Origin of the sequence: Rhizobium sp. BK376, from assembly GCF_004341625.1 — a bacterium.
Taxonomy (GTDB): Bacteria; Pseudomonadota; Alphaproteobacteria; order Rhizobiales; family Rhizobiaceae; genus Rhizobium.
Genome location: NZ_SLZG01000009.1, coordinates 194338 through 213186, shown reverse-complemented (window position 1 = coordinate 213186; position 18849 = coordinate 194338). Strand labels below are relative to the sequence as shown.

The 18849-nt window shown below is 56.1% G+C and carries 21 protein-coding genes and 1 pseudogene; 7 read left to right on the top strand and 15 right to left on the bottom strand.

Features of this window, described 5'->3' with window-relative positions; translation table 11 throughout:
• A pseudogene (locus EV561_RS37620) lies at positions 1–206 on the bottom strand (immunity 8 family protein); the annotation flags it as partial.
• A 129-nt stretch (positions 207–335) separates the two neighbouring features.
• Between EV561_RS37620 and EV561_RS21650 the strand changes: the two are divergent.
• Entirely contained in the window at positions 336–758 is a 423-nt protein-coding gene (locus tag EV561_RS21650) for a DUF1629 domain-containing protein (protein ID WP_132524381.1), read from the top strand.
• Between the two features lie 317 nt (positions 759–1075).
• On the opposite strand, the gene EV561_RS21645 is transcribed toward EV561_RS21650, so the two are convergent.
• Together EV561_RS21645 and EV561_RS21640 are read right to left on the bottom strand one after the other, a co-directional pair.
• Positions 1076–1363, bottom strand: a complete 288-nt coding sequence (locus EV561_RS21645) for a hypothetical protein (RefSeq protein ID WP_132524380.1) — start codon at positions 1361–1363, stop codon at positions 1076–1078.
• Positions 1364–1832: 469 nt separating this feature from the next.
• Positions 1833–2144 (bottom strand): hypothetical protein, encoded by a 312-nt coding sequence (locus EV561_RS21640; protein ID WP_132524379.1) that lies wholly within the window; start codon positions 2142–2144, stop codon positions 1833–1835.
• A gap of 241 nt (positions 2145–2385) precedes the next feature.
• Between EV561_RS21640 and EV561_RS21635 the strand changes: the two genes are divergently transcribed.
• Both EV561_RS21635 and EV561_RS21630 read left to right on the top strand, forming a co-directional pair.
• A complete protein-coding gene (locus EV561_RS21635; protein WP_132524378.1) occupies positions 2386–2637 on the top strand; it encodes a hypothetical protein in 252 nt (83 codons plus the stop codon).
• Positions 2638–2701: 64 nt separating this feature from the next.
• Positions 2702–3013 carry a hypothetical protein gene (locus EV561_RS21630; RefSeq protein WP_132524377.1) on the top strand — a complete coding sequence of 104 codons (312 nt, stop codon included), beginning with the start codon at positions 2702–2704 and terminating at the stop codon, positions 3011–3013.
• 64 nt (positions 3014–3077) lie between these two features.
• Here the strand turns inward: EV561_RS21630 and EV561_RS21625 are convergent, their stop codons facing one another.
• The 3 genes from EV561_RS21625 to EV561_RS21615 form a co-directional block, all read right to left on the bottom strand.
• The gene (locus EV561_RS21625; protein WP_245512798.1) at positions 3078–3434 is read right to left on the bottom strand and encodes a hypothetical protein; all 357 of its coding nucleotides are present in this window, start codon (positions 3432–3434) and stop codon (positions 3078–3080) included.
• Positions 3435–3511: 77 nt separating this feature from the next.
• Entirely contained in the window at positions 3512–3775 is a 264-nt protein-coding gene (locus EV561_RS21620) for a hypothetical protein (RefSeq protein ID WP_132524376.1), read from the bottom strand.
• A 67-nt stretch (positions 3776–3842) separates the two neighbouring features.
• Positions 3843–4379 (bottom strand): hypothetical protein, encoded by a 537-nt coding sequence (locus EV561_RS21615; protein ID WP_132524375.1) that lies wholly within the window; start codon positions 4377–4379, stop codon positions 3843–3845.
• 316 nt (positions 4380–4695) lie between these two features.
• Between EV561_RS21615 and EV561_RS37260 the strand changes: the two genes are divergently transcribed.
• The 4 genes from EV561_RS37260 (at position 4696) to EV561_RS21600 (ending at position 7310) form a co-directional block, all read left to right on the top strand.
• Positions 4696–5043 carry a hypothetical protein gene (locus EV561_RS37260; RefSeq protein WP_165927876.1) on the top strand — a complete coding sequence of 116 codons (348 nt, stop codon included), beginning with the start codon at positions 4696–4698 and terminating at the stop codon, positions 5041–5043.
• Positions 5036–5329: a helix-turn-helix transcriptional regulator gene (locus EV561_RS21610; RefSeq protein ID WP_165927875.1), complete on the top strand. Its 294-nt coding sequence runs from the start codon at positions 5036–5038 to the stop codon at positions 5327–5329. The genes EV561_RS37260 and EV561_RS21610 overlap by 8 nt, the downstream gene beginning before the upstream one ends.
• 465 nt (positions 5330–5794) lie before the next feature.
• Entirely contained in the window at positions 5795–6010 is a 216-nt protein-coding gene (locus tag EV561_RS21605) for a hypothetical protein (RefSeq protein ID WP_132524373.1), read from the top strand.
• 280 nt (positions 6011–6290) lie between these two features.
• Positions 6291–7310 carry a GlxA family transcriptional regulator gene (locus tag EV561_RS21600; protein WP_132524372.1) on the top strand — a complete coding sequence of 340 codons (1020 nt, stop codon included), beginning with the start codon at positions 6291–6293 and terminating at the stop codon, positions 7308–7310.
• Positions 7311–7346: 36 nt separating this feature from the next.
• Here the strand turns inward: EV561_RS21600 and EV561_RS21595 are convergent, their stop codons facing one another.
• The 9 genes from EV561_RS21595 to EV561_RS21555 form a co-directional block, all read right to left on the bottom strand.
• Entirely contained in the window at positions 7347–8594 is a 1248-nt protein-coding gene (locus EV561_RS21595; RefSeq protein ID WP_165927877.1) for a diguanylate cyclase, read from the bottom strand.
• A 280-nt stretch (positions 8595–8874) separates the two neighbouring features.
• Entirely contained in the window at positions 8875–9705 is an 831-nt protein-coding gene (locus tag EV561_RS21590) for a response regulator (RefSeq protein ID WP_132524371.1), read from the bottom strand.
• A gap of 209 nt (positions 9706–9914) precedes the next feature.
• Entirely contained in the window at positions 9915–12539 is a 2625-nt protein-coding gene (locus EV561_RS21585; protein ID WP_132524370.1) for a mechanosensitive ion channel family protein, read from the bottom strand.
• A 124-nt stretch (positions 12540–12663) separates the two neighbouring features.
• Positions 12664–13224, bottom strand: coding sequence for a DUF924 family protein (locus EV561_RS21580; protein WP_132524369.1), 561 nt, complete (start codon positions 13222–13224; stop codon positions 12664–12666).
• A 77-nt stretch (positions 13225–13301) separates the two neighbouring features.
• On the bottom strand, positions 13302–14360 hold the full coding sequence (locus EV561_RS21575; protein ID WP_132524368.1) for a histidine kinase dimerization/phosphoacceptor domain -containing protein: 1059 nt from the start codon (positions 14358–14360) through the stop codon (positions 13302–13304).
• Positions 14357–14800, bottom strand: a complete 444-nt coding sequence (locus EV561_RS21570) for a response regulator (protein ID WP_132524395.1) — start codon at positions 14798–14800, stop codon at positions 14357–14359. Before EV561_RS21570 ends, EV561_RS21575 begins: the two co-directional genes overlap by 4 nt.
• Positions 14800–16314, bottom strand: coding sequence for a CHASE3 domain-containing protein (locus EV561_RS21565; protein ID WP_165927874.1), 1515 nt, complete (start codon positions 16312–16314; stop codon positions 14800–14802). The genes EV561_RS21570 and EV561_RS21565 overlap by 1 nt, the downstream gene beginning before the upstream one ends.
• A gap of 138 nt (positions 16315–16452) precedes the next feature.
• The gene (locus tag EV561_RS21560) at positions 16453–17868 is read right to left on the bottom strand and encodes an FAD/NAD(P)-binding protein (RefSeq protein WP_132524366.1); all 1416 of its coding nucleotides are present in this window, start codon (positions 17866–17868) and stop codon (positions 16453–16455) included.
• A gap of 326 nt (positions 17869–18194) precedes the next feature.
• Positions 18195–18794, bottom strand: a complete 600-nt coding sequence (locus EV561_RS21555) for an alpha/beta hydrolase (protein ID WP_132524365.1) — start codon at positions 18792–18794, stop codon at positions 18195–18197.
• Positions 18795–18849 lie beyond the last annotated feature (55 nt).

Genomic DNA, 18849 nt, shown 5'->3' with positions numbered 1-18849 from the left:
TTGTTGGGCGTTGCCACCCTTATCGAAAAGGTTTCTGTCCAATCCGCATCCTCGGGGCCGATATCGAGTTGTAGTCGGATGTCGGCATCGTCGGGCGAGGCTATCTCGAACCCTTGGTCTCCCTCTATATCGATATGGAACACCCGCTCAAACAAGATAGCCGTCACCGCGCCGACTCTCAGTTTCACCATGTCAGTGCCGTTCAATTTGGAGTTTGTTCGGTGCCAGTCCGGCCTTCATATTGGTAGCCTTGCGACTGCATCAATCATCACGATGCCATGTAGATCAGGCCGGACTAATTGCTAACGCCTCGTCCACCCTTGGTTAGGGTGGGAGTGACTTGGGCACCTACCGGCTCAATTGCCATCGTCTCCGATCGTCTGAAATTCGTTTTTGAGCAAATATGCAGTGCTGGCGAGGTCGGATTTTACCCGTGCGAAATTCGTTTCAAAGACATCACGAAGGAAGTTTGGGCTGTCTATCCGCTCACGACAAAATTGCTTGTAGATAGGCAACAGTCGGAGATTGAATGGTATGTCCCCGACCTGCAGCCAAAAGAACTCATTGTGAAAAACTCCACCAAGATTGTTTTTCAGGATGATTGCCTTGGCGACCTCAACATTTGCAGATGGAGGGAGTCGCGGGGTCATGTCGTTGTTTCTGAGAAGCTCAAAGCCGGTATCGAGAACGTCAATTCGCACGGTGTAAAATTTCTAGAGGATCGTGAATTGATTTTTCGACAGCAAAGCTTGGATTGACGAGAGACCGGCATGGATTTGAGAATTTAGCTAAGGTCGGCGGACATAGTCGTTAGCTATATACGTGGCCATTGAAGTATGGGTGGGTGAAAATCTTCGGCTCGGGGTCAAACTCCCACCCAAATCATAGCTGGCGGCCGGACGTCTTATTCAGAGTAGGTCCAGAGATCTTTGTCCGCTTTGATAGCAGCACGGTCGATCTTGCGTGTTCGTAGGTGTCGGGCTGCCGTCCCAAGCCCATGTGAGTGGGCCGCTTGGCCCAAGAAGCAGCGGTATATCGCTAGTAGCCTGCCGCCAAGAGTACCGCCGTCCAGTGATCAGCCTCTCAACGTCGGATAGTCCCAGGTTCCTTTCAATCGATCGCGAGCTTGATTCAACAACGTGCCATAGTCAGCCTTGAATGGGGCGCCCAGTTGCTTCTCAAGGTCGGACAACAGTCTATGCAGTACAGCGCCCTCGGCAGTGCTTTCGAAACAAGAGGCCTCTGGCGTTGACGCGTTTTGGTCTTGGCACCATCGGGAGAGCAGCTCGAAAAGCACGATTGATTCTTCCGGCGTGAGTTGGATTTGCGCACTATCCAGCGCTGAGTGATGTTCATTTTTCATGAGGCAAATTCGCACGGCTTGTAGAGGTCCGCAATGGACCGAAAATCACACCTGCGCAGTGCCTCAAATTCAGAGGCTGGGGGTGGTCTTGAGCCTTAATGACCGCGATAATTCGACTTCTGTCTTGGCATGGAGGCCAGGGAGAAATATTTTCAACGCATCCTGGGATGGCGCATTAACAGATCTAAAGCTATGGGTAGCAGATATATTTCCGAAGAAGTTTGGCGTGATGCACTCTGGACCGCCCGCGAGCAGCTACGCAGCATGAAAGCTGAAAACGAGGACGTCTCCAGAATTGCCCGAAAGCGCAGACAGATTGAGCGTATCCGATCGGCTGGCCTTGCTGACTGGCAGGAACGAGTTGAATGGGCAGAGTTTAGATTCCCGCCTTCTTCCGACTGAGACGTTCCCAAAGTGCCAATAGCAGCCCCACCCTGCCGGGGGGCGCCGGCCTAAAGCAGACCTGGGCCTAGTCCTCTCCACGATCCACAATCATCAGAGCCGGCTGACCTGTAGAGCCATAAATGAAACATTCAGGATTAAGCGCGGTTGGGAGGCGACTAATCCGAATATTGCCCTCATTGAAGAATATCGTGCACCACTCGTCAGACCATACCACATCTTTGACGATGACTGGGTCATCGCCAAAAGATATGTTGACCTTGACTTCGGTCCAAGCCGTTATCCCGCCATCTTCGAAAACGATGGCCGTGTCATATTTCGCCTTGTGTTGAATTGCTCTCAGCTCTTTCCCGATGAGCTTTTCGCCTATTAGGTCCATCTGCCGCTCCCCCGTCGTCTAACCAATAGTGTAGGCTAGAAGGTGTTGGTAGATGTCTCCTTGTGGCGCAGGGCAGCCCCCACCCTTGATGAGCTCTGGCAGCGGCCTTTTTTTGTCGGCCCTCACCCATACTTCGGGTGTGGGTGGTCCGCTATGCGCCAACGGCGGCCGTTGTCGTTTGCCAATGTTTGCTCCCGCAGCTGCTTTGGGTTAGGTAATCCACGGTTTCACGGAGTGTTCAATGAGCGATAACGAAAACCTTATTATCTATCCGGTACCCAGTCTCGTTGCCACGCTGCTTAATCGGGAGCGAACCAAGGGAAGTCCTCTGACAGAGGACGAGGTCATCGAAATTCGCGATAACTGCGAGGCAATCGCGGTCCCGCGCGACGTTGCCCGAAGAATGGACGAGGAACGCGGTTACCTTGATATTGATCCTGAGAACTGCTGGAATGAGTGGCGACGCGCTCGAAGGGAACTGATGAAAGATTGAGGCCAGTACGATCTACTCCTCAAAGCTCATGATGTTGTAGAAATGACCGCGTCGGGCGCGATAGATGAACCTAATAGGCGAAAAGCCCATCGGGAAAGAGCTGAGAGCAATTCAACACAAGGCGGAATATGACACGACCATCGTTTTCGAAGATGGCGGCATAACGGCTTGGACCGAAGTCAAGGTCAACATATCTTTTGGCGATGATCCAGTCATCGTCAAAGATGTGGTATGGTCTGACGAGTGGTGCACGATCCTCTTCAATGAGGGCGGTATACGGATCGGCCGCATCCTAACCTCGCATTTTCCCGAATGTTTCATTTATGGCTCGGCAGGCCAGCCGGCTCTGATGATTGTGGATCGTGGAGAAGAATAGTCCCGCGTCTGCTTCGAGCCGAAAGCAGCCACCCCTAGTCAGGATGGGGTCGCGGCCGGACGTCTTATTCAGAGTAGGTCCAGAGATCTTTGTCCGCTTTGATAGCAGCCACGGTCGATCTTGAGTGTTCGTAGGTGTCGGGCTGCCCTCCCAAGCCCATGTGGGCCATCTCTGCGCCCACGAGAAGTTCTACAACGTCTTGATCTGAAATGCCTCGTCGTAACAATCCAGCAGCCTCGACCAGATAGGTATCGTATTCGTTTGCGAACCCCTGGGCTTCGTCCTCGTCCCACCGCCGGTTGGGACCCAGTAAACCAATCGGGTCCCACAGCGACCAACCAATGTCCCGCAGACGAGACAGCTTGAGCTTTGGCGGAGTGGGGAGAGGAGTAATGAAGTTATTCCAGTTGCTGCGCAGCACCGATACACCTCCGGCCGACAGGTCGCAATGGACCGAATGCTTTCATCCATTCTTCCGGGTGGGGGTGCTATTCGGGGCTAAAGGGAAATATTCTTAATGAAATCGCCGACGAATTCGAGAATATCCACCGGCCGCGCGATTCCGAGAATCAAGCCGCCTATCGCCCCAAGCGGAGCGAAAAGGATCATTGCGATAGTCCCGGCTAGGTGAAAGCCAAGCCAGCCTGCAAAACAATCCCGACGCAGCTGAGTGTGAACGCGACGGCTCTGCGTACTTTGCCCATACAGGCGAGACCAGGGAGCGAGGTCATCCATTCTTCCAAGCGCTGATTGCAAACTCATCGCAAGGCATCCTTGCGATGAGTCAGCTCGTCAAGAACTGTTATTCTCTGCATCTCGCACCCGCCACCTAGCCACGGGTGGGAACGTTTGTCGCGACGAGTTTCCAAAGCCTTTCTGAATCGGCAAATGCTTTGAGTGCGATGAAGCGCGTGCGCCCGACTTTCATTCTCAAGATGATATATCTCGTTGTTCGCGTGGCTTTGCGAATTGTCGTCCAGGGCATTTGCGCGGATGATCCTTGACCATCGGTGAAGCGCATACCGACTGCATCGGCTGAATATGTCAGGGTTCGGGTGGCAAGAGGCAATCGCAGAAAGCGGGCTGCGCTGCAAACCTGAATGAAAAGCAAGTAAAGCAAGCCCGCGACAATAGGAAGCTTCCAGTTTTCACCGATAAATCGGGCTGTTTCTCGAACTGGTTCTTGAGCAGCAATACTGTCTGGATGAATCAGAGAAAATATTATCGGCACGCAAAAGAACCCGATCGCTGCGGCTATTATAAAAATCGGAAGCCGGATAATTGATTGACGCAACGTGATGTACATGTTGTCCACATAGGTGACAGCGGTAGTTCCCTGGACAGTCACGTCTTCCGGATTTGACAACTTGATACTCCTGAATCTATTGCGCCCACGCTACCTTGTGGCACACGTTTTGCAAGCATAAATTGTTTTTTCTGAGCGCAGCCCAGCGGAGGAGGGACAGACGGCTACTGATCTTCACCCATGAAACTTTTGAGGATTAAGTTTCATCCCCTGCCAAGCAAAGTTACAAATCAGTCGATGAAAACGTCGACGAAAATCTATCTCGGATATTGGAGAATAGGCACAATGATTTCGAAAGAATTGATGGAAATAGTTATTTCTTGCGGAGTTATCGCTCAATATTGCCCAAGATCGGCTACGAGAAATGGTTCCCGATATGAATATCTTCCTTTCCGCTGAACTTGCATATTCAATATCTGCTAGAGACCAAAAAAATCTGGAAAATTGCATCTCTATGGCCTTAATATGCGGTCTCCCTCATGATTTTTCTGTAGCCTTGTGCCAAATAATGAAAGATGAATGGCATTTGTCTCATGAAGATATTGTTACAATTATAGAAATACAGAAATACATCGAGGGCGTCGATTGTCTTTATGACGCGGCTATTCGAGAGTATCCTTATCCGATATCGGATGAATTTTCTGCGCTGGGTATTAAGTGCGTGTATGCGTTGAAGACGCTTGGAAACCCCTCAACAAGGCGCTGGATGGGAACTGGTGTTTGATCAAAATCTCGCACCAGCGTCAGATGCCGTAAGCGGAATTTTCCTTGTGCCGCCACCACCGCTGCTCCGCGCCGCGAGAGCAATTCTTGGGTTGACGCAGATCCAGCTCGGCGAGAAGAGCGGCGTCGCGCACACGACTGTGCGGCGGCTGGAACAGTCTGTCGCCGATGTGAAGCCGGAAACCGCTTACAAGCTGGTGCTGGCGTTTTCGGAGCTTGGAATCGAATTCGCCAGGCCTGCGGCGGGCGTCGGCTGGCGGTTGTCTTTGCGAACGGATAAGCGCTGATGGTCCTTGCCATCCCTCGCCTTTGCTTTCCCCGGTGCGATCGGCGCTTTTTCAACAGCCGTTATCGGAACGGCAAGTGACGATGGAGCGATGGCTGCACTAAAGAAATCGCATTGTTCTTCGGAAAATCGCAATATATTAGTATTGCTGACGGGTAGCGGCCGCCGCAATGCTACCCAAACACAAACGCATCTAAGCATCTAATTTGACAATCATTGTTCAAATGTAGCGATTCTGAAGTCGCAAATATCAGGGTCCAGAATTCAGAAAGCTGGTTTTCGGAATACGAATAGTTTGGTGCCGACACGTAGCGATGACGAGCCCTCACGCTCTTGCCCATCCCTCAGTTCAATATCTTTTATGACAACTATAAGATCTATTCGTTTGAATGATTGATCGAATTCACCCATATAGATACGCAAGGGTCGCGACCTTTTGACCACATGAGGCAAAAGGAACCTTGAAATGACTACGATCATGTACAGAAACAGCGGACGGGGGCACTCGCTTCATTCCGACAGCGGCATATTCACGCAAATCTCCGCCTATGCAGGCCGGCTTGCCGGCAAGTGGCAGCAGTGGCGCGATGCGCGTGAAATTGAATCCATGTCCTTCGACATGCGCAAGGATTTCGGCTGGCCAGCAACCGACATCGGCAATCGCCGCAAGGGGATGCAATGATTGCGACATGCGATAAAATCTGAGAGCAGCGCTCAACCCCAAGCAGCGCTGCTCTTCCCCAATTTCACCTTCCCGTTTTTACATTGATTTTCATACACATAAAAAACAAATGCCGTCAAAGACCGCTCTCTGCGGCGCTATGACGTCATCAACTTTAGAAATGTCGCACAAATAACACTTTGCAGCCGCGAATATCCATGTGAATGTCGCTATCAGACTATCGGCCCGCCACGTTTGACGCGAGGAATGTAGGATGGTTGTGCAGCATGGATTTTCCGACATGAGCAAGACACCGATCAAGAAGCGTTCACTGGTTTTCTTTCTGGTTCCTCACTTCACCATGCTGCCGTTTTCCGCTGCGATCGAAACGCTGCGGATCGCGAACAGAATGCTTGGCTACTCCGCCTACACATGGCGGCTGGCGTCGACGGACGGTCAGAAGGTCTATTCCTCCAGCGGCATCGGCATAGAGGTGAACTCGTCGCTGGCGGACGAGCGGCGCTATCTCGGCGGCGAGAACCGCCCGAACATGGTGCTCGTATCCTCAGGTATCTATGTCGAGGAATTCCACAACAAATCGGTAAATGCCTGGCTGCGCGAAAGCTACAATCGTGGCGTTGCCGTCGGCAGCCTCTGTACGGGCGCACATGTGCTTGCCCAGGCTGGATTGCTGAACGGCAAGCGCTGCGCGATCCACTGGGAGAACCTGCCCGGCTTTGCCGAAGCATTTCCGCAGGCGGAAGTTTACGCCGACCTCTATGAAGTCGACAGCAACCTCTATACCTGCGCCGGCGGTACTGCGTCCCTCGATATGATGCTCAACCTCATCGGTCAGGATTTTGGCGAAACGCTGGTCAACCGCGTCTGTGAGCAAGCGCTGACCGATCGCGTCCGTAGCCCACACGATCGCCAGCGTCTGCCTCTCCGGGCCCGTCTCGGTGTCCAGAATGCCAAGGTACTGTCGATCATCGAGCATATGGAAAGCAATCTGGCAGAACCGCTGTCGCTGCTTGATATCGCCGACGATGCCGGCCTGTCGCGCCGTCAGATCGAGCGTCTTTTCCGCCAGGAAATGGGCCGCTCCCCTGCCCGCTACTATCTGGAAATCCGCCTCGATCGCGCCCGCCACCTGCTGGTGCAGTCTTCCATGCCCGTCGTCGAAGTGGCGGTTGCCTGCGGCTTCGTCTCCGCCTCGCACTTCTCCAAGTGTTATCGCGAACTCTACAATCGCTCGCCGCAGCAGGAGCGTGCCGAACGCAAGCTCAACATGTCGACATCGCGAACCGGCGTGGTCATCTGAGGCTGACCGGCAAGCAGAATATCCAGTAGAGGCGGTTCAGCGGGCCGCCTCTTCCGCCATCTTGACGTCGGAATAGACTAGGTTGCGGCCCTTGTGCTTGGCCATATAGAGGAACTGGTCGGCGGCGTTGAGATAGTTCTCGAAGGTTTCGTAATCGACGATTTCGGCCACGCCGATCGAAACTGTCACCGACAGGTCCTCACCGTCGGCATTGACCTTCAAAGTCGCCAGATCGGCGCGCACCTTGTCGCAAAGCGCAGTGGCAGCCCTTGAATCCAGCTCGTTGAACAGTATGGCAAATTCCTCGCCGCCAAGCCGCGACAGCAGGTTGTCGCTTCCCTCGAACAGGGAATTCAGTCGCATCGCCACGGCCTTCAAAACCTTGTCGCCGATTTCGTGGCCATAGGTGTCGTTCAGCCGCTTGAAATGATCGATATCGAGAATGGCAACCGAAGCCGGGCGGGATTCGCGCAGGCATTCATTCACGATCCTCGGGCCCTGGTCGTAGAAATAACGCCTGTTGTAGAGCCCGGTCAGGTAGTCGCTGGAAGCGGCTGCCCGCAGCTGCTTGATCTGCATCAGCGTCTCGACATTGTGCGCGATGCGGCAAGCCAGCTCTTCCGGAACAAAGGGACGATAGACGAAATCGCTGGCACCCGCCTTCAGGAAGGCCGCGGACAGCAACCGGTCCGTCGACGAGGAGACGCCGATGACCCGCAGCCGGTCCGACCCATAGCGGCGACGAATGCGCCGCGTCAGTTCATAGCCATCCATATCTGGCATATGATGATCGGTCACCACGAGCTCGATGTCGGCATATTCGTCCAGCACCGCGAGCGCTTCGACGCCGGTGCCCGCTTCGGCCACCATGAATTGCTGCGCCTCGAGCAGGTCGACGAGCGCACGACGCGCCGAGACCAGATCGTCCACGACAAGAACACGAGTCTTGCGATTGGAAATCGCACGCCTGACAGCTGAAACGAGATTGTCGAGCGCAAACTCGTTGTCCTTCAGCACATAATCGACGACGCTATGCTCCATGATCCGGTCGCGCACCTGCTCGTTGAAGGACGCGGTGAAGACGATAGTAGGCACAGCGTAGCCGATTGCCGCATCCAGTGCTTCGCCATAAGGCGAATCCGGAAGATTCAGGTCGACGACAGCCATGGTGAAATCATGTCCGCTGTTGCCCAGAACTTCGTTCAGGACTTTCAGCGAAGCGCAATGGGTGACGTCGAGGCCAAGCTCCGTCTGGAAGCGATGGGATAGAACGGAGGAAAACATGCGCGAGTCCTCGACCAGAAGTATCTTCTGGCGATCGCGGCGATGCACATGAGCATCTTCCAGCAAATCCACTTGGACTGACAATCCGTTCATCCCCTCACGTGCACGCATGCTCGATTCGCACGCGCTTCCTCTGACCAAAGCGATATCGCCCCGACAGTGAGGCGTGAAGGGAATTCGTGATTAAAATAGAACTAAAAATTGCAGAAAGCGTGCGGAGCCCGCAAGCAGGCGGTGGGATGCTCCAACTGTCGGGGCACCCAACCGCCAGCTGTTGTCATTACGCCCTGACAGGCGCGCGGTGCATCGTCTGGATCTGCAGCAGCGTGTCCAGGTTCTGGTTGACGCGGCAGTAGAATTCCTCGTCGATGAAGGGCCTGAGCATAAAGTCGTTTCCGCCGGCCTTCAGGAAGCGTGCGGACAAGAGGCGGTTGGTCGAGGACGAGACGCCGATGATACGCAGCTGGTGCGAGCCGATATTGGCGCGGATACGCCGCGTCAGTTCGAAACCGTCAATATCGGGCATGTTGTAGTCCGTGATCATCAGGCCGATATCGCGATGCGCCTTGAGGATCTCCAGCGCCTTGCCGCCGCTATCGGCGACGCTGACGCGGAAATTATAGCGCTTCAGGCGGCTCGAAAGCAGCGCGCGGGCCGTCGCGCTGTCGTCGACGATCAGAACATGGTGGCGATGGTTCGTCAGGAAGCGGCAGACGGACTCTGCCAGCAGGTCGACGGCGTAGATATTATCCTTCAGGATATAGTCCACCACATCCTTCGCCATCAGCTCGTCGCGCATGCCTTCATGAAAGGTGCCGGTGAAGACAATCGTCGGGATGCTGAGATCGACGAGGTATTCCAGGGCCTCGCCGTTTTCGGCACCCGGAAGATTGATGTTGGAGATCGCCAGCTTGATCGGCTCGGAAGATTTGTCATACGCGAGCTGCAGCTCTTCGAAGCTCCGGCAGATTTCGACGTCGATGTCGAATAACTCCTTCAGCTTGGAGCCGATCATCGATGTAAAAACATTGGAGTCCTCCGCGAGCAGAATACGAGCGCCCGCAAAAGATCCTCCGGAATATTGCATTCCCGAAACGCCTAAAAACGCCATGACAAACCTTCAAATGAAAATTGGCTCCCACTGGCTATAGCCTTACACGTAAGCTTTTGAATTTCAGTTAATTCGACCAATGTCGTCACAAAATGAAACGGGCGGCACTTGGCCGCCCGAGTATAGTCCTCAGCAATAACTATCGATCAAATACCGAATCCCGATCATTAGACGGGGTTTCCCATCAGATCGTAATCCGACAGGTGCGATCATCCGCCGCGGCGACGACCGGCACGGCTCTGGACTTCATGCCGCTCGTTGGCGGCGATGGTCGGAGCTTCCTCGCGATCGGTAGCTACAACCGGCTCAGCAGGCGTTTCGGCAGGCGTCTCAACGGCATCCGCGGGCACCTCCACGAAGCTCGGCTGCAACTGATCCTGCCGGATATTCAGCTCCTGCGTCGGATAGGGGATAGTAATCCCCTCTGTCTTGAAACGCTGCAGGATCGCGATGCGCAGATTGTTCTTGATCGGCATTCCGTCGGAAAGATCGGCCAAATAGAAGCGCATCTCGAAGTCCAGCGAGAACGGACCGAAGCGCAGGAACTCGACATGCGGTTCCGGATTTCTCAGCACCTTGGGAACCTGGTGGACGAGTTCCAGAAGAATATCCATCACCTTCTGCGGATCGCAATCGTAGCTGACGGAAACGGGAATCTCGGCGCGCGTGAGGCGATTGCGGTGCGTCCAGTTGCCGAGCGATGCGTTGATCAGTTCAGAATTCGGTACGATGATGGACTGCTTGCGGAAAGTCTCGATCTCCGTCGCGCGGACAGAAATGCGCTTCACGATGCCTTCGGATGTGCCCGACACGATCCAGTCACCGACCTTGAATGGCCGTTCGACAAGCAGGATCAGGCCGGAGACAAAGTTCGACACGATGTTCTGCAGGCCAAAACCGATACCGACGGAGAGCGCGCTGGCGACCAGAGCAAGACTGGAGAGATCGATGCCGGCCGCCGAAATGCCGATGATCGCCGCAACAGCAACACCGAGATAGCCGATGCCCGTCTTGACCGAGTTGCGCACGCCCATGTCGATCTGGCCGCGCGCCATGACATTGCCGTCGAGCCAGCGCTGGAACCAGCGCGTGATGAGATAGCCGCCCAGGAAAAACAGGACGCCGGCAAAAATGCCGACCAGCGAAATGCTGATGTTGCCGAGCTTGATTTCCGTAAACAGCCGGTAGGCAAACAACTCAAGATCCTGGATGTGGAAGCCCCAGGAGAGCAGGATCAACGGAATGCCGGTCATCAAGGCGAAAGCGTAGATGGCAAGCCCTGCGACCAGCCCCGCCTGATCGAGTGCGACTTCGCCGATCTTGAAGCGCTTCTCCAGGAAACGCGCCAACTTCGTTTCGGGAAAAGTCTCCTGGCTCGATACGGCCTTTCCGAGCTGGATGCCGAGATACATGGTGACGATGACAGCGCTGGTAACGATCAATTGTCCGGCGATGAAGCGCGCAAGCCCAACATAGCCGATCATCGCGGTAAAGATCAGCAGGAAGCCGATCACTCTTAGAATGATCGCCATGCCGTGCGGCCAATGCCTGCCCGGCGCATCCGGATCTCCATTCTTGGCAAGGATCGGCTTGCCGAAGGATGCCGCGATGAAGATGAGCCCGATGATCAGCGATGCAACGAAGCTCTTTGCCACCGTGACGACGACCGGCGACCCCAGAGATTCGCTCACACGATTGAGCACGAAATCCAGCCCGTTGACGATCGTCATGGCCAGCAGACACCAGCCTAGCGAATATGCGCCCTTGTTCGACAGCTTCACGAGGCGCCAGTGAGGCTGGAACGGCGTGAATACCGCGTTGATCACGCGGCCGACGAAATAGACGAACCCGATCAGTCCGAAGACCGCGGCCATGACAGGCGCAATGTCAGGTCTCAGCACATTGAAATTGGACAGGAAAAAATAGGAGGTGACGAGAAAGGCCGTCAGCGACAAGGTCCGGATTGTCGTCGACCAGAAGGCGATCGAAAGCCGGCTGATATAGGACGGATTTTCGATCGTCTCGTCACGCTGGAAATATCGGCCAAAGAGCCGGTAACCGCCGGAAAGGAAAATCAGCGCGGCCGCCAGCGACAGAAGCACCGACGTAAAGAGAGACACCTGCTTGAATTTCCAGACGAAGGTCGCCCAGCTCGCCAACGCGCCGCTGAATTCCCCGATCTCCTGGACGAAGGCGGCGCCGGCATCGTCGAGCATGGAAGCCGAGACCTCCGTGCGCTTGAACAGCGTCTCGGTGAAGAGTTCGCGTCGCATCTCCATCAAGTTACCCGAAAGCCTCGACGTCGCTGCGGTCAGATTGTCAGCGTCTCCCATGACGGCATTGATCTGGGTCCGCTCCGCAATCAGGCGGTCGCGTTCCTGCGTGACGATTGCGGCTTCCGGCGGCTGTCCCTGCTTCGGAGGATCGCCAAGCTGCGTCAACCGTGCATTGATCTCGTCAAAGCGCGGTTTCAGCGTTCCGGTTATGCCGGCAACGGAACGGTTCAGCGTGTCGGCCTTGCCGGAAAGCGCGACAAGCGTCTCGTCATCGGATGCGCTTTGCTTTGCACTGTCAGCAAGAGTCGCAAATTGCTTCTTGGCAGCGTCAAGATCGGAAGCCGCCCGGTCGAGCAGGCCATTGGCCAGCTGGGTAGCTTCTGGCTGTGGCTTCTGCGGCTGTGCAGACTGGGGCTGTGCGGGCTGCTGGGCAGCCGACGGCGCCGGTTGTTGCGACTGCTGCTCCTGCGCCCATACCGGTCCTGTCGGCAGATCGAAAGCGCCGGCGGCAATGGCAAGCAGCAGGAAGATCCGGAGAAGATGTTTTGGCAAACGCAAGCAAAGCTCCTCGTCGCAGATTGAATTTCCGGCGTAACGGAACAGAGTCGCCGGGCGCCACAATAGGTCCGTTGCGTTCTAAAGCAAAGAAAGGCGACAGAAAGGCGACGCCCGTGCTTATAATTCAAAAGCCGGCATCGGGCATGGCCAGATAATCCTGTTCGGCCACGGTCGATATCCTGCCGAGAACGATATTCCTGTGCGGAAACCTGCCATATCCCGCAATGACCGATTGATGGCGGATCGCATAGTCGGTGTATTCCTCGTCGCCGAGCGACGTGAACAATTCGACCGATTTCTCCTGTTCGATCAGGTCTTCCGAATGTTCGAACGGCAAATAGAAGAAATGCCGATGCTCCCGCGGGACAGCCTGATCGGCTCCGACGTTCAGCGCCGCCTTTGCCTCATGAAGTGCCAGACCGTCGGTCGCAAACGCCAGCGCAGTGCCGCGATAGATATTCCGTGGAAATTGATCGAGGACGATGATCGCTGCAAGCCGATTTTCCGGGCTGGCACGCCAGGTGCCGAGAACGCCGCCTGCGAGAGCCAGATGCGTATCGCCGAAGCGGCGGCGAATCTGTTCGTTCAGGGCAAGCGACGACCCGAACCAATCTTCTCGCGAGCACTGCTCGAACCAGAAGGAAAGTACCTCCTCCGGTTTGCACACCAACAGCCTTTCCGTCATTTGTTTCTCCTAGACGCAACGGACCTCGCATGCGCAGATAGGTTCATCGATGATCGAAGCAATGCCGGCTCTGGCGCTCAGTCGATGGAGAAAACCAGAATGGCGCGCGTGCCCTGATGATCCGGATCATAGTTGATCTCGGACTTCAGACTGGACGCCATGGCCGAAAGGATCTTGGTTCCGAGGCCAGTACCCTTTGCTGCCGCATTTCGATCGAAGCCGACGCCATCATCCTCGACGTGCACAGTCAGCAGGCCATCCTCGCTGCAAGCCACCGTCACCCGGATTTCGCCGGGGACACTTTCCGGATAGGCATATTTGAAGGCATTGGTCACAAGCTCGCTGACAATAAGGCCAAGCGTGATGACCTTGTCGGTCGACAGATTGAGGCCGCGACAAACGAGCGCTATGCGATGCGGACGCTCGTCGTCGCGCATCGAAGCCTCAAGCTCGTTCAACAGATTTTCCAAATACTCGTCGAGTTGGACTGTGCCGACCTCGTGGCTTGTGTAGAGGCGCCGATGAACGCTGGCGATGGCATTGATACGCATCTGCGTTTCCTGCAGCGCGTCGACCGTTCCCTTGTCCTTCGCCACCGATGCCTGCATGCGGATGAGCGCGGCGACGAGGCCGAGACTGTTGGCAATGCGATGATTGACTTCGGCAAGCATCAGTTCGGCTCGATCCCTGGCCTGCCTGATTTCGTCCTGAGCCTTCAGGGTGTCGCGGCGAAAGCGCGCGCGCTCCAGGCCTTGGTCCAGGGCCGCCGCCAGGAGATCGAAATAATCGGGCGAGGCACTTTTCAACACATAGTCGTCAGCACCGGCCTTCAACGCCGCCACCGCAACACTGGTATCGACGGAGCCGGTGGCATAAATGACCGGCGGATGGTCGGGTATCGCAACGATTGACGGCAGAATATCGAGCCCCGTCTCCCCTTTCAGGAAATGATCGAGCACGATGGCATCGATGCCGCCTTCTGCAAGCCTCTCAAGCCCTGCTTTGCCATCAAGCGCCAGGTGCACCTGAAAGCCGCGTCGACCCAGGTTCCGGCGCATGAGCATGCCCAGCGCATCATCGTCATCGATATAGAGGATGTGGATGGCTGCATCCCCATCGGCGCCCTGGTCGCTCATTCGACCTCCGGTATCTTCATGATCGAGACGAACATGCCAAGCTGCTGGATCGCGTGAACGAACTTGTCATATTGCATCGGTTTCGCGACATAGACATTGGCGCCGAGATCATAGCAACGCGCGATCTCGCGCGGGTCATCCGTCGTCGTCAGCACGATCACCATGATCCGGCGCATATGGGCGTTGGCCTTGATGCGCTCGAGAATGTCGAGCCCGCTCATATCGGGGAGATTGAGGTCGAGCAGAATGAGGATCGGCTGCCCACGCCAGACCTCACCGCTGCCGTCCGGACCGAGCAGATAGTCGAGCGCTTCGCCGCCGGTGACGAAAGGCACCAGTTCATTGGTCACACCGGCTCGCCGGATGTTCTTCTCGATCAGTCTTGCGTGCCCTTCATCGTCCTCGATCATCACGATCTTGACGGTATGCGGTACCTGCATCATGCCCCTGCTTCTTCCTTTTTCATTTTTTCCAGATCGGCCGCGACCGTAACCTGAAAGGTCGTTCCCTCACCGAAAGTCGACTGCACTCTGACGTCGCCACCCAAGCGCCTCGTCAACGCACGAACATGCGCGAGCCCCACGCCGTCACCCGGCCGATCCTGCCGGCCGGAACGTCGAAAGAGCTCGAAAATTCGCTCCCGATCGCCATCGGCGATCCCTCTGCCATTGTCACTGATTTCCAGGGTGACCGACATGCCATGACGCCAGCCACGAATCCCGATCCGCCCCGCCTTTTCGCGATCCATATATTTGATGGCGTTGTCGAGCAGGTTGCCGACGATCTGCTGTAGCGCAAGCCGATCGGATTGAACATCGGGCAGATTGTCCGCCATGTCCACCGCAATATCGTCCTCGTCGAGACGATGCCTCAAAGTCGCAAGCATCTCCTCGACGAGATCGCCGAGCTTGATCCGTTCGCGCCTGAGCTCTCGATTGCCGGCCCTTGCCATCACCAATATCTGGTTGATGAGATTGTCCATCCTGCGCATGGAGGAACGGATGAAACCCAGTGCTTCCGGGATATCGGTTTCGACAGCTTCGATCGCGAGCTTTGCATCCGGATCGGCAGGATTGGCATCAGTACTGCTCAGATAGCTTCTGAATACGCCGCTTGCGCGATCCAGCTCTTCGGTGAAGCCCATGATATTGACCAGCGGCGCCCGCAGGTCATGGCTGACGATGTAGGCGTATGTCTGCAATTCACTGTTGGCCCGCTGCAGGCTCTCGGTGCGAGCGGCAACCGTCTCTTCCAGATTCTCGTTGATATGCGACAGCTCGTTCTGAGCCTGTTCGATCTGACGGGTATGATCGTAAATGAGCCGCATCGCTCCGCCTGCCAGAACAACGAGAAGTGCCGCGCTGATGGCGATGATGATCGAGAGCCATGTGGTCGTGGATCTCAACGCATTGATGTGGATGGCGGAATTTTGAATCCCCGATTGCTGGAGCTGGCCGATGATATCGCGGATCTCGTCCATCTGACGGATGCCTTCGTTCGACTTGACGACAGCAAGCGCACCCGCCGTATCGCCAGCTCTCTGCAGATCGACCGTCCGCTGCAATTCTGAAAGCTTCTTCGCCATCAAATCCTTCAACTGATCGATGGACGCTTGAGGCAAGTCAAGCTGAGCCAGCAGCGGCGACACGGCAGCCATCTCCGACGGCAATGTGGAAACGGATCTGGTGAACGGCCCCAGATATCGCTCGTCACCGGTAAGAAGAAAACCGCGCTGACCTGTTTCAGCATCCTGGATTGAACTCAGAAGCCTGAGAATGCGCAGGTTCAAACGGTTGGCGGCGACCGCATCGGTCGACTCATCGCCGGCGCGCTGGCTGAAGAAAAGAGCGCCCAAAACAATCGCAAACAGAATGACTGCCCCAATAGCGAGGATGACAGGCACAGATTTGAAAAAAGAATAATGAAACCGGATCATGTTCACGACAGAGCCCATACCGCATATCTTTCGGCAGGGCATTTAAGAATGATAAGTATTCCCCCTCGGACCCATGAAATCATAAATCCGCGCCGTAAACGCGCCAGCTGGCGGAAGGTTCCGACAAGTGGAAAATTTTTTTGGCGTTTTAAGCGCCTAGACCGCCTTGCAGCGCGGATAGAAACGCGAGGCGATGCTCTCTGCGGCGGCATAGGATTGCGTAACGATCTCCGGCACGAGATCGATATCCGGCAAACTCCCCAGTCCCACCGGCCCGATGGCAAAAAGACCGTCCGTCATTCGTCCATTTGCGGAAAGCTCGCCGATGGCCGTAACGGCAAGCCCCAGGCCAAGCTCATCAGGCCCGGCAAGTCCGCCATCGATCAGGCTGCGCATCAGCGGGGTACCGAGGTCAGGCGCCTGGCAGCGGCAATCAAGGACCTGATCCGCGTAGATCGTCTCTTCGCCGGCCTGCCCGGCCTGCTTGAACACGAGCCCCGTCGGCGTTTGCCTGATGACCTCGCCCCGGCGCAGCAGGGTGTTGCCCTCGGCAAGCTCCCGCTTCAACCGCAGATGCAAAGCCTCCGGCAGTCGATTGCGGTGGCTGTCATAGAGCGCGCGGAGATGCCGGTTGAATTGCTGCTTCTCGTGCGCCGGCAGGGAGCGCCAGAGAGAACGCGCATGCTTGCGCAGGCCGTTCATGACCGATTGCCAGTTTTGCCCCTCCGCCTCCGCATCCTGGCAAGCTCTGCGGATAAATCGAACGATCTCGCTCAACCGCGTCGGCATGGTCTCTGAGGGAAAGACGGGGTCCGCGGATATCCGCGTATGGCTTTGAGGCAGGAAACCATGCTTCGAGATGATGGTGATCTGGCCGGTATAGCCGCTGTCGCGCATCTGCAGCAGCCGGTCGACCACTCTCAGGCCGCTGCCGAGCAGAACAGTATGGGGACGAGAGACCAGCCGCCTTGCCCGCACCGCGGTCGGCTCGACCGCTTGGTCTACCGGACTTTCGGACCGATTGCCAAGACCATATCCGGTTGCGAGGATGACGGTATCGAACAGCGGGTTGGTTGCACCGGCGCTCTTCACCAGCCAGCGGCCTCCATGGCTACGGCTGACACCGATCACCGGCTCGTTGCTGACCTGCACTGTAATATCGCGGCGGGAGGAAAGAGCTTCGGAAAAGCGCTGGTAAACGTAATCGCTGAAAATACTCTTTGGCACGAATATCTGTAGAAAACCGGGAATGGCAGCCGGGACGGCCGCTCGGAAATCGGCGTTGCTACAGAGCCAGTCGTTGAAATCATCGGGATCGCCCGCGGAAACCGAAAGATCGCGCACACGGCTGTTGAGAATTTCGCTGGAATGCCCCGAGGCGAGTGCCTGCCCGCCGCTGACGCGGGAATCGGGATCGAAAAGCTGCAGATGGAACGGCGTCATCACCGTCCTCATCAGAGCAATCGCTGTCATCATGCCTGAAAACCCGCGACCGACGACAGCGATGCGAGGCATGCCGTACGGCTGGGCCGAAGCGCTTGCCTTGGAAGAGAATAGTCCTCGAACCGTCATATCAACTCCTTCACCGGAGGTGGTCGATCATGCTTTTCTCGGCACTCTGAAAAATACGCCTGCCAATCGCCGCAGCTTTGCGGCCGTTACAAACGCCTGGCCGCCCATTCGATTCCGGCTATGGCCCGGAACCCTTTCCACCCGTCGGTGGCCATCAAGCTTACCTTGCATCCTATGCCCGGAACCGCTCCGGTCCGACCATGCAGGCTAGGTCGCCATAATAATCTACCTCTTTGGTCGTATATGAAAGCGCGAAACTGCGGCCTTAGCAAGCGCTTTCTTGGCGAGGCCTGCCACGGCCTCTTTCCAGAGCCGGTGTGACGGTCTCAATGAAGCGTTCCGAAAAGCACCTCGAGAGGACGTGCAGCCGGCCGCCGGACATTGCGCTGATCGGCTTTTGCCGCAAGGGCAGCAAAGAGGTCGTAACCCTGCTCCCAACGGCCGAAACCGCTCGCGATATTTATGTGGCCCGCATAACCGAGATCGACCGCATCGCTTCCCCAAAAGAAAGCGATGCGATGCAGCTGCTCGAAGGCCATGTAGGGATCGTTGCGGCTCCCGACAGCGATAGTCGGAAATTGCAGTGGCGTATCCGGCATCGCTCCGAAATCGATGATGCCGGGATGTAGCCTTGTGGTCCGCTCGAGATCGCAGGGGGCGACGAGCAATGCGCCCTTCACCCGAGATGCGATTGGACGCCGGGCCAGATTAGCGGCGAGCAGACAGCCGAGGCTATGGGCGACGAGCCACGCTTCCCCTGCCCGTTCGATCGCCGTCTCCAGATTGGCCAGCCATTCGCGGAGTACAGGTTTCGACCACGACGATTGCCGAACGATCGATGCGGATGCATGGTCGCGCGCCCAGTGACGCTGCCAGTGACCTTCGGCAGAACCATTCAATCCCGGAACGATCAGCGTCGCAACCATCGCCTTCTCCTGAGACGTTCGCAAACGCGGCCATTCCGCCGCGCCAACTTACAAA

What these genes read in the sequence shown, in the direction of transcription:
- EV561_RS21645 (WP_132524380.1), bottom strand. Translation starts at nt 1,363, where the DNA reads ATGAAAAATGAACATCACTCAGCGCTGGATAGTGCGCAAATCCAACTC.
- EV561_RS21640 (WP_132524379.1), bottom strand. Translation starts at nt 2,144, where the DNA reads ATGGACCTAATAGGCGAAAAGCTCATCGGGAAAGAGCTGAGAGCAATT.
- EV561_RS21635 (WP_132524378.1), top strand. Translation starts at nt 2,386, where the DNA reads ATGAGCGATAACGAAAACCTTATTATCTATCCGGTACCCAGTCTCGTT.
- EV561_RS21630 (WP_132524377.1), top strand. Translation starts at nt 2,702, where the DNA reads ATGAACCTAATAGGCGAAAAGCCCATCGGGAAAGAGCTGAGAGCAATT.
- EV561_RS21620 (WP_132524376.1), bottom strand. Translation starts at nt 3,775, where the DNA reads ATGAGTTTGCAATCAGCGCTTGGAAGAATGGATGACCTCGCTCCCTGG.
- EV561_RS37260 (WP_165927876.1), top strand. Translation starts at nt 4,696, where the DNA reads ATGAATATCTTCCTTTCCGCTGAACTTGCATATTCAATATCTGCTAGA.
- EV561_RS21605 (WP_132524373.1), top strand. Translation starts at nt 5,795, where the DNA reads ATGACTACGATCATGTACAGAAACAGCGGACGGGGGCACTCGCTTCAT.
- EV561_RS21600 (WP_132524372.1), top strand. Translation starts at nt 6,291, where the DNA reads ATGAGCAAGACACCGATCAAGAAGCGTTCACTGGTTTTCTTTCTGGTT.
- EV561_RS21595 (WP_165927877.1), bottom strand. Translation starts at nt 8,594, where the DNA reads ATGTTTTCCTCCGTTCTATCCCATCGCTTCCAGACGGAGCTTGGCCTC.
- EV561_RS21590 (WP_132524371.1), bottom strand. Translation starts at nt 9,705, where the DNA reads ATGGCGTTTTTAGGCGTTTCGGGAATGCAATATTCCGGAGGATCTTTT.
- EV561_RS21580 (WP_132524369.1), bottom strand. Translation starts at nt 13,224, where the DNA reads ATGACGGAAAGGCTGTTGGTGTGCAAACCGGAGGAGGTACTTTCCTTC.
- EV561_RS21575 (WP_132524368.1), bottom strand. Translation starts at nt 14,360, where the DNA reads ATGAGCGACCAGGGCGCCGATGGGGATGCAGCCATCCACATCCTCTAT.
- EV561_RS21570 (WP_132524395.1), bottom strand. Translation starts at nt 14,800, where the DNA reads ATGCAGGTACCGCATACCGTCAAGATCGTGATGATCGAGGACGATGAA.
- EV561_RS21565 (WP_165927874.1), bottom strand. Translation starts at nt 16,314, where the DNA reads ATGGGCTCTGTCGTGAACATGATCCGGTTTCATTATTCTTTTTTCAAA.
- EV561_RS21560 (WP_132524366.1), bottom strand. Translation starts at nt 17,868, where the DNA reads ATGACGGTTCGAGGACTATTCTCTTCCAAGGCAAGCGCTTCGGCCCAG.
- EV561_RS21555 (WP_132524365.1), bottom strand. Translation starts at nt 18,794, where the DNA reads ATGGTTGCGACGCTGATCGTTCCGGGATTGAATGGTTCTGCCGAAGGT.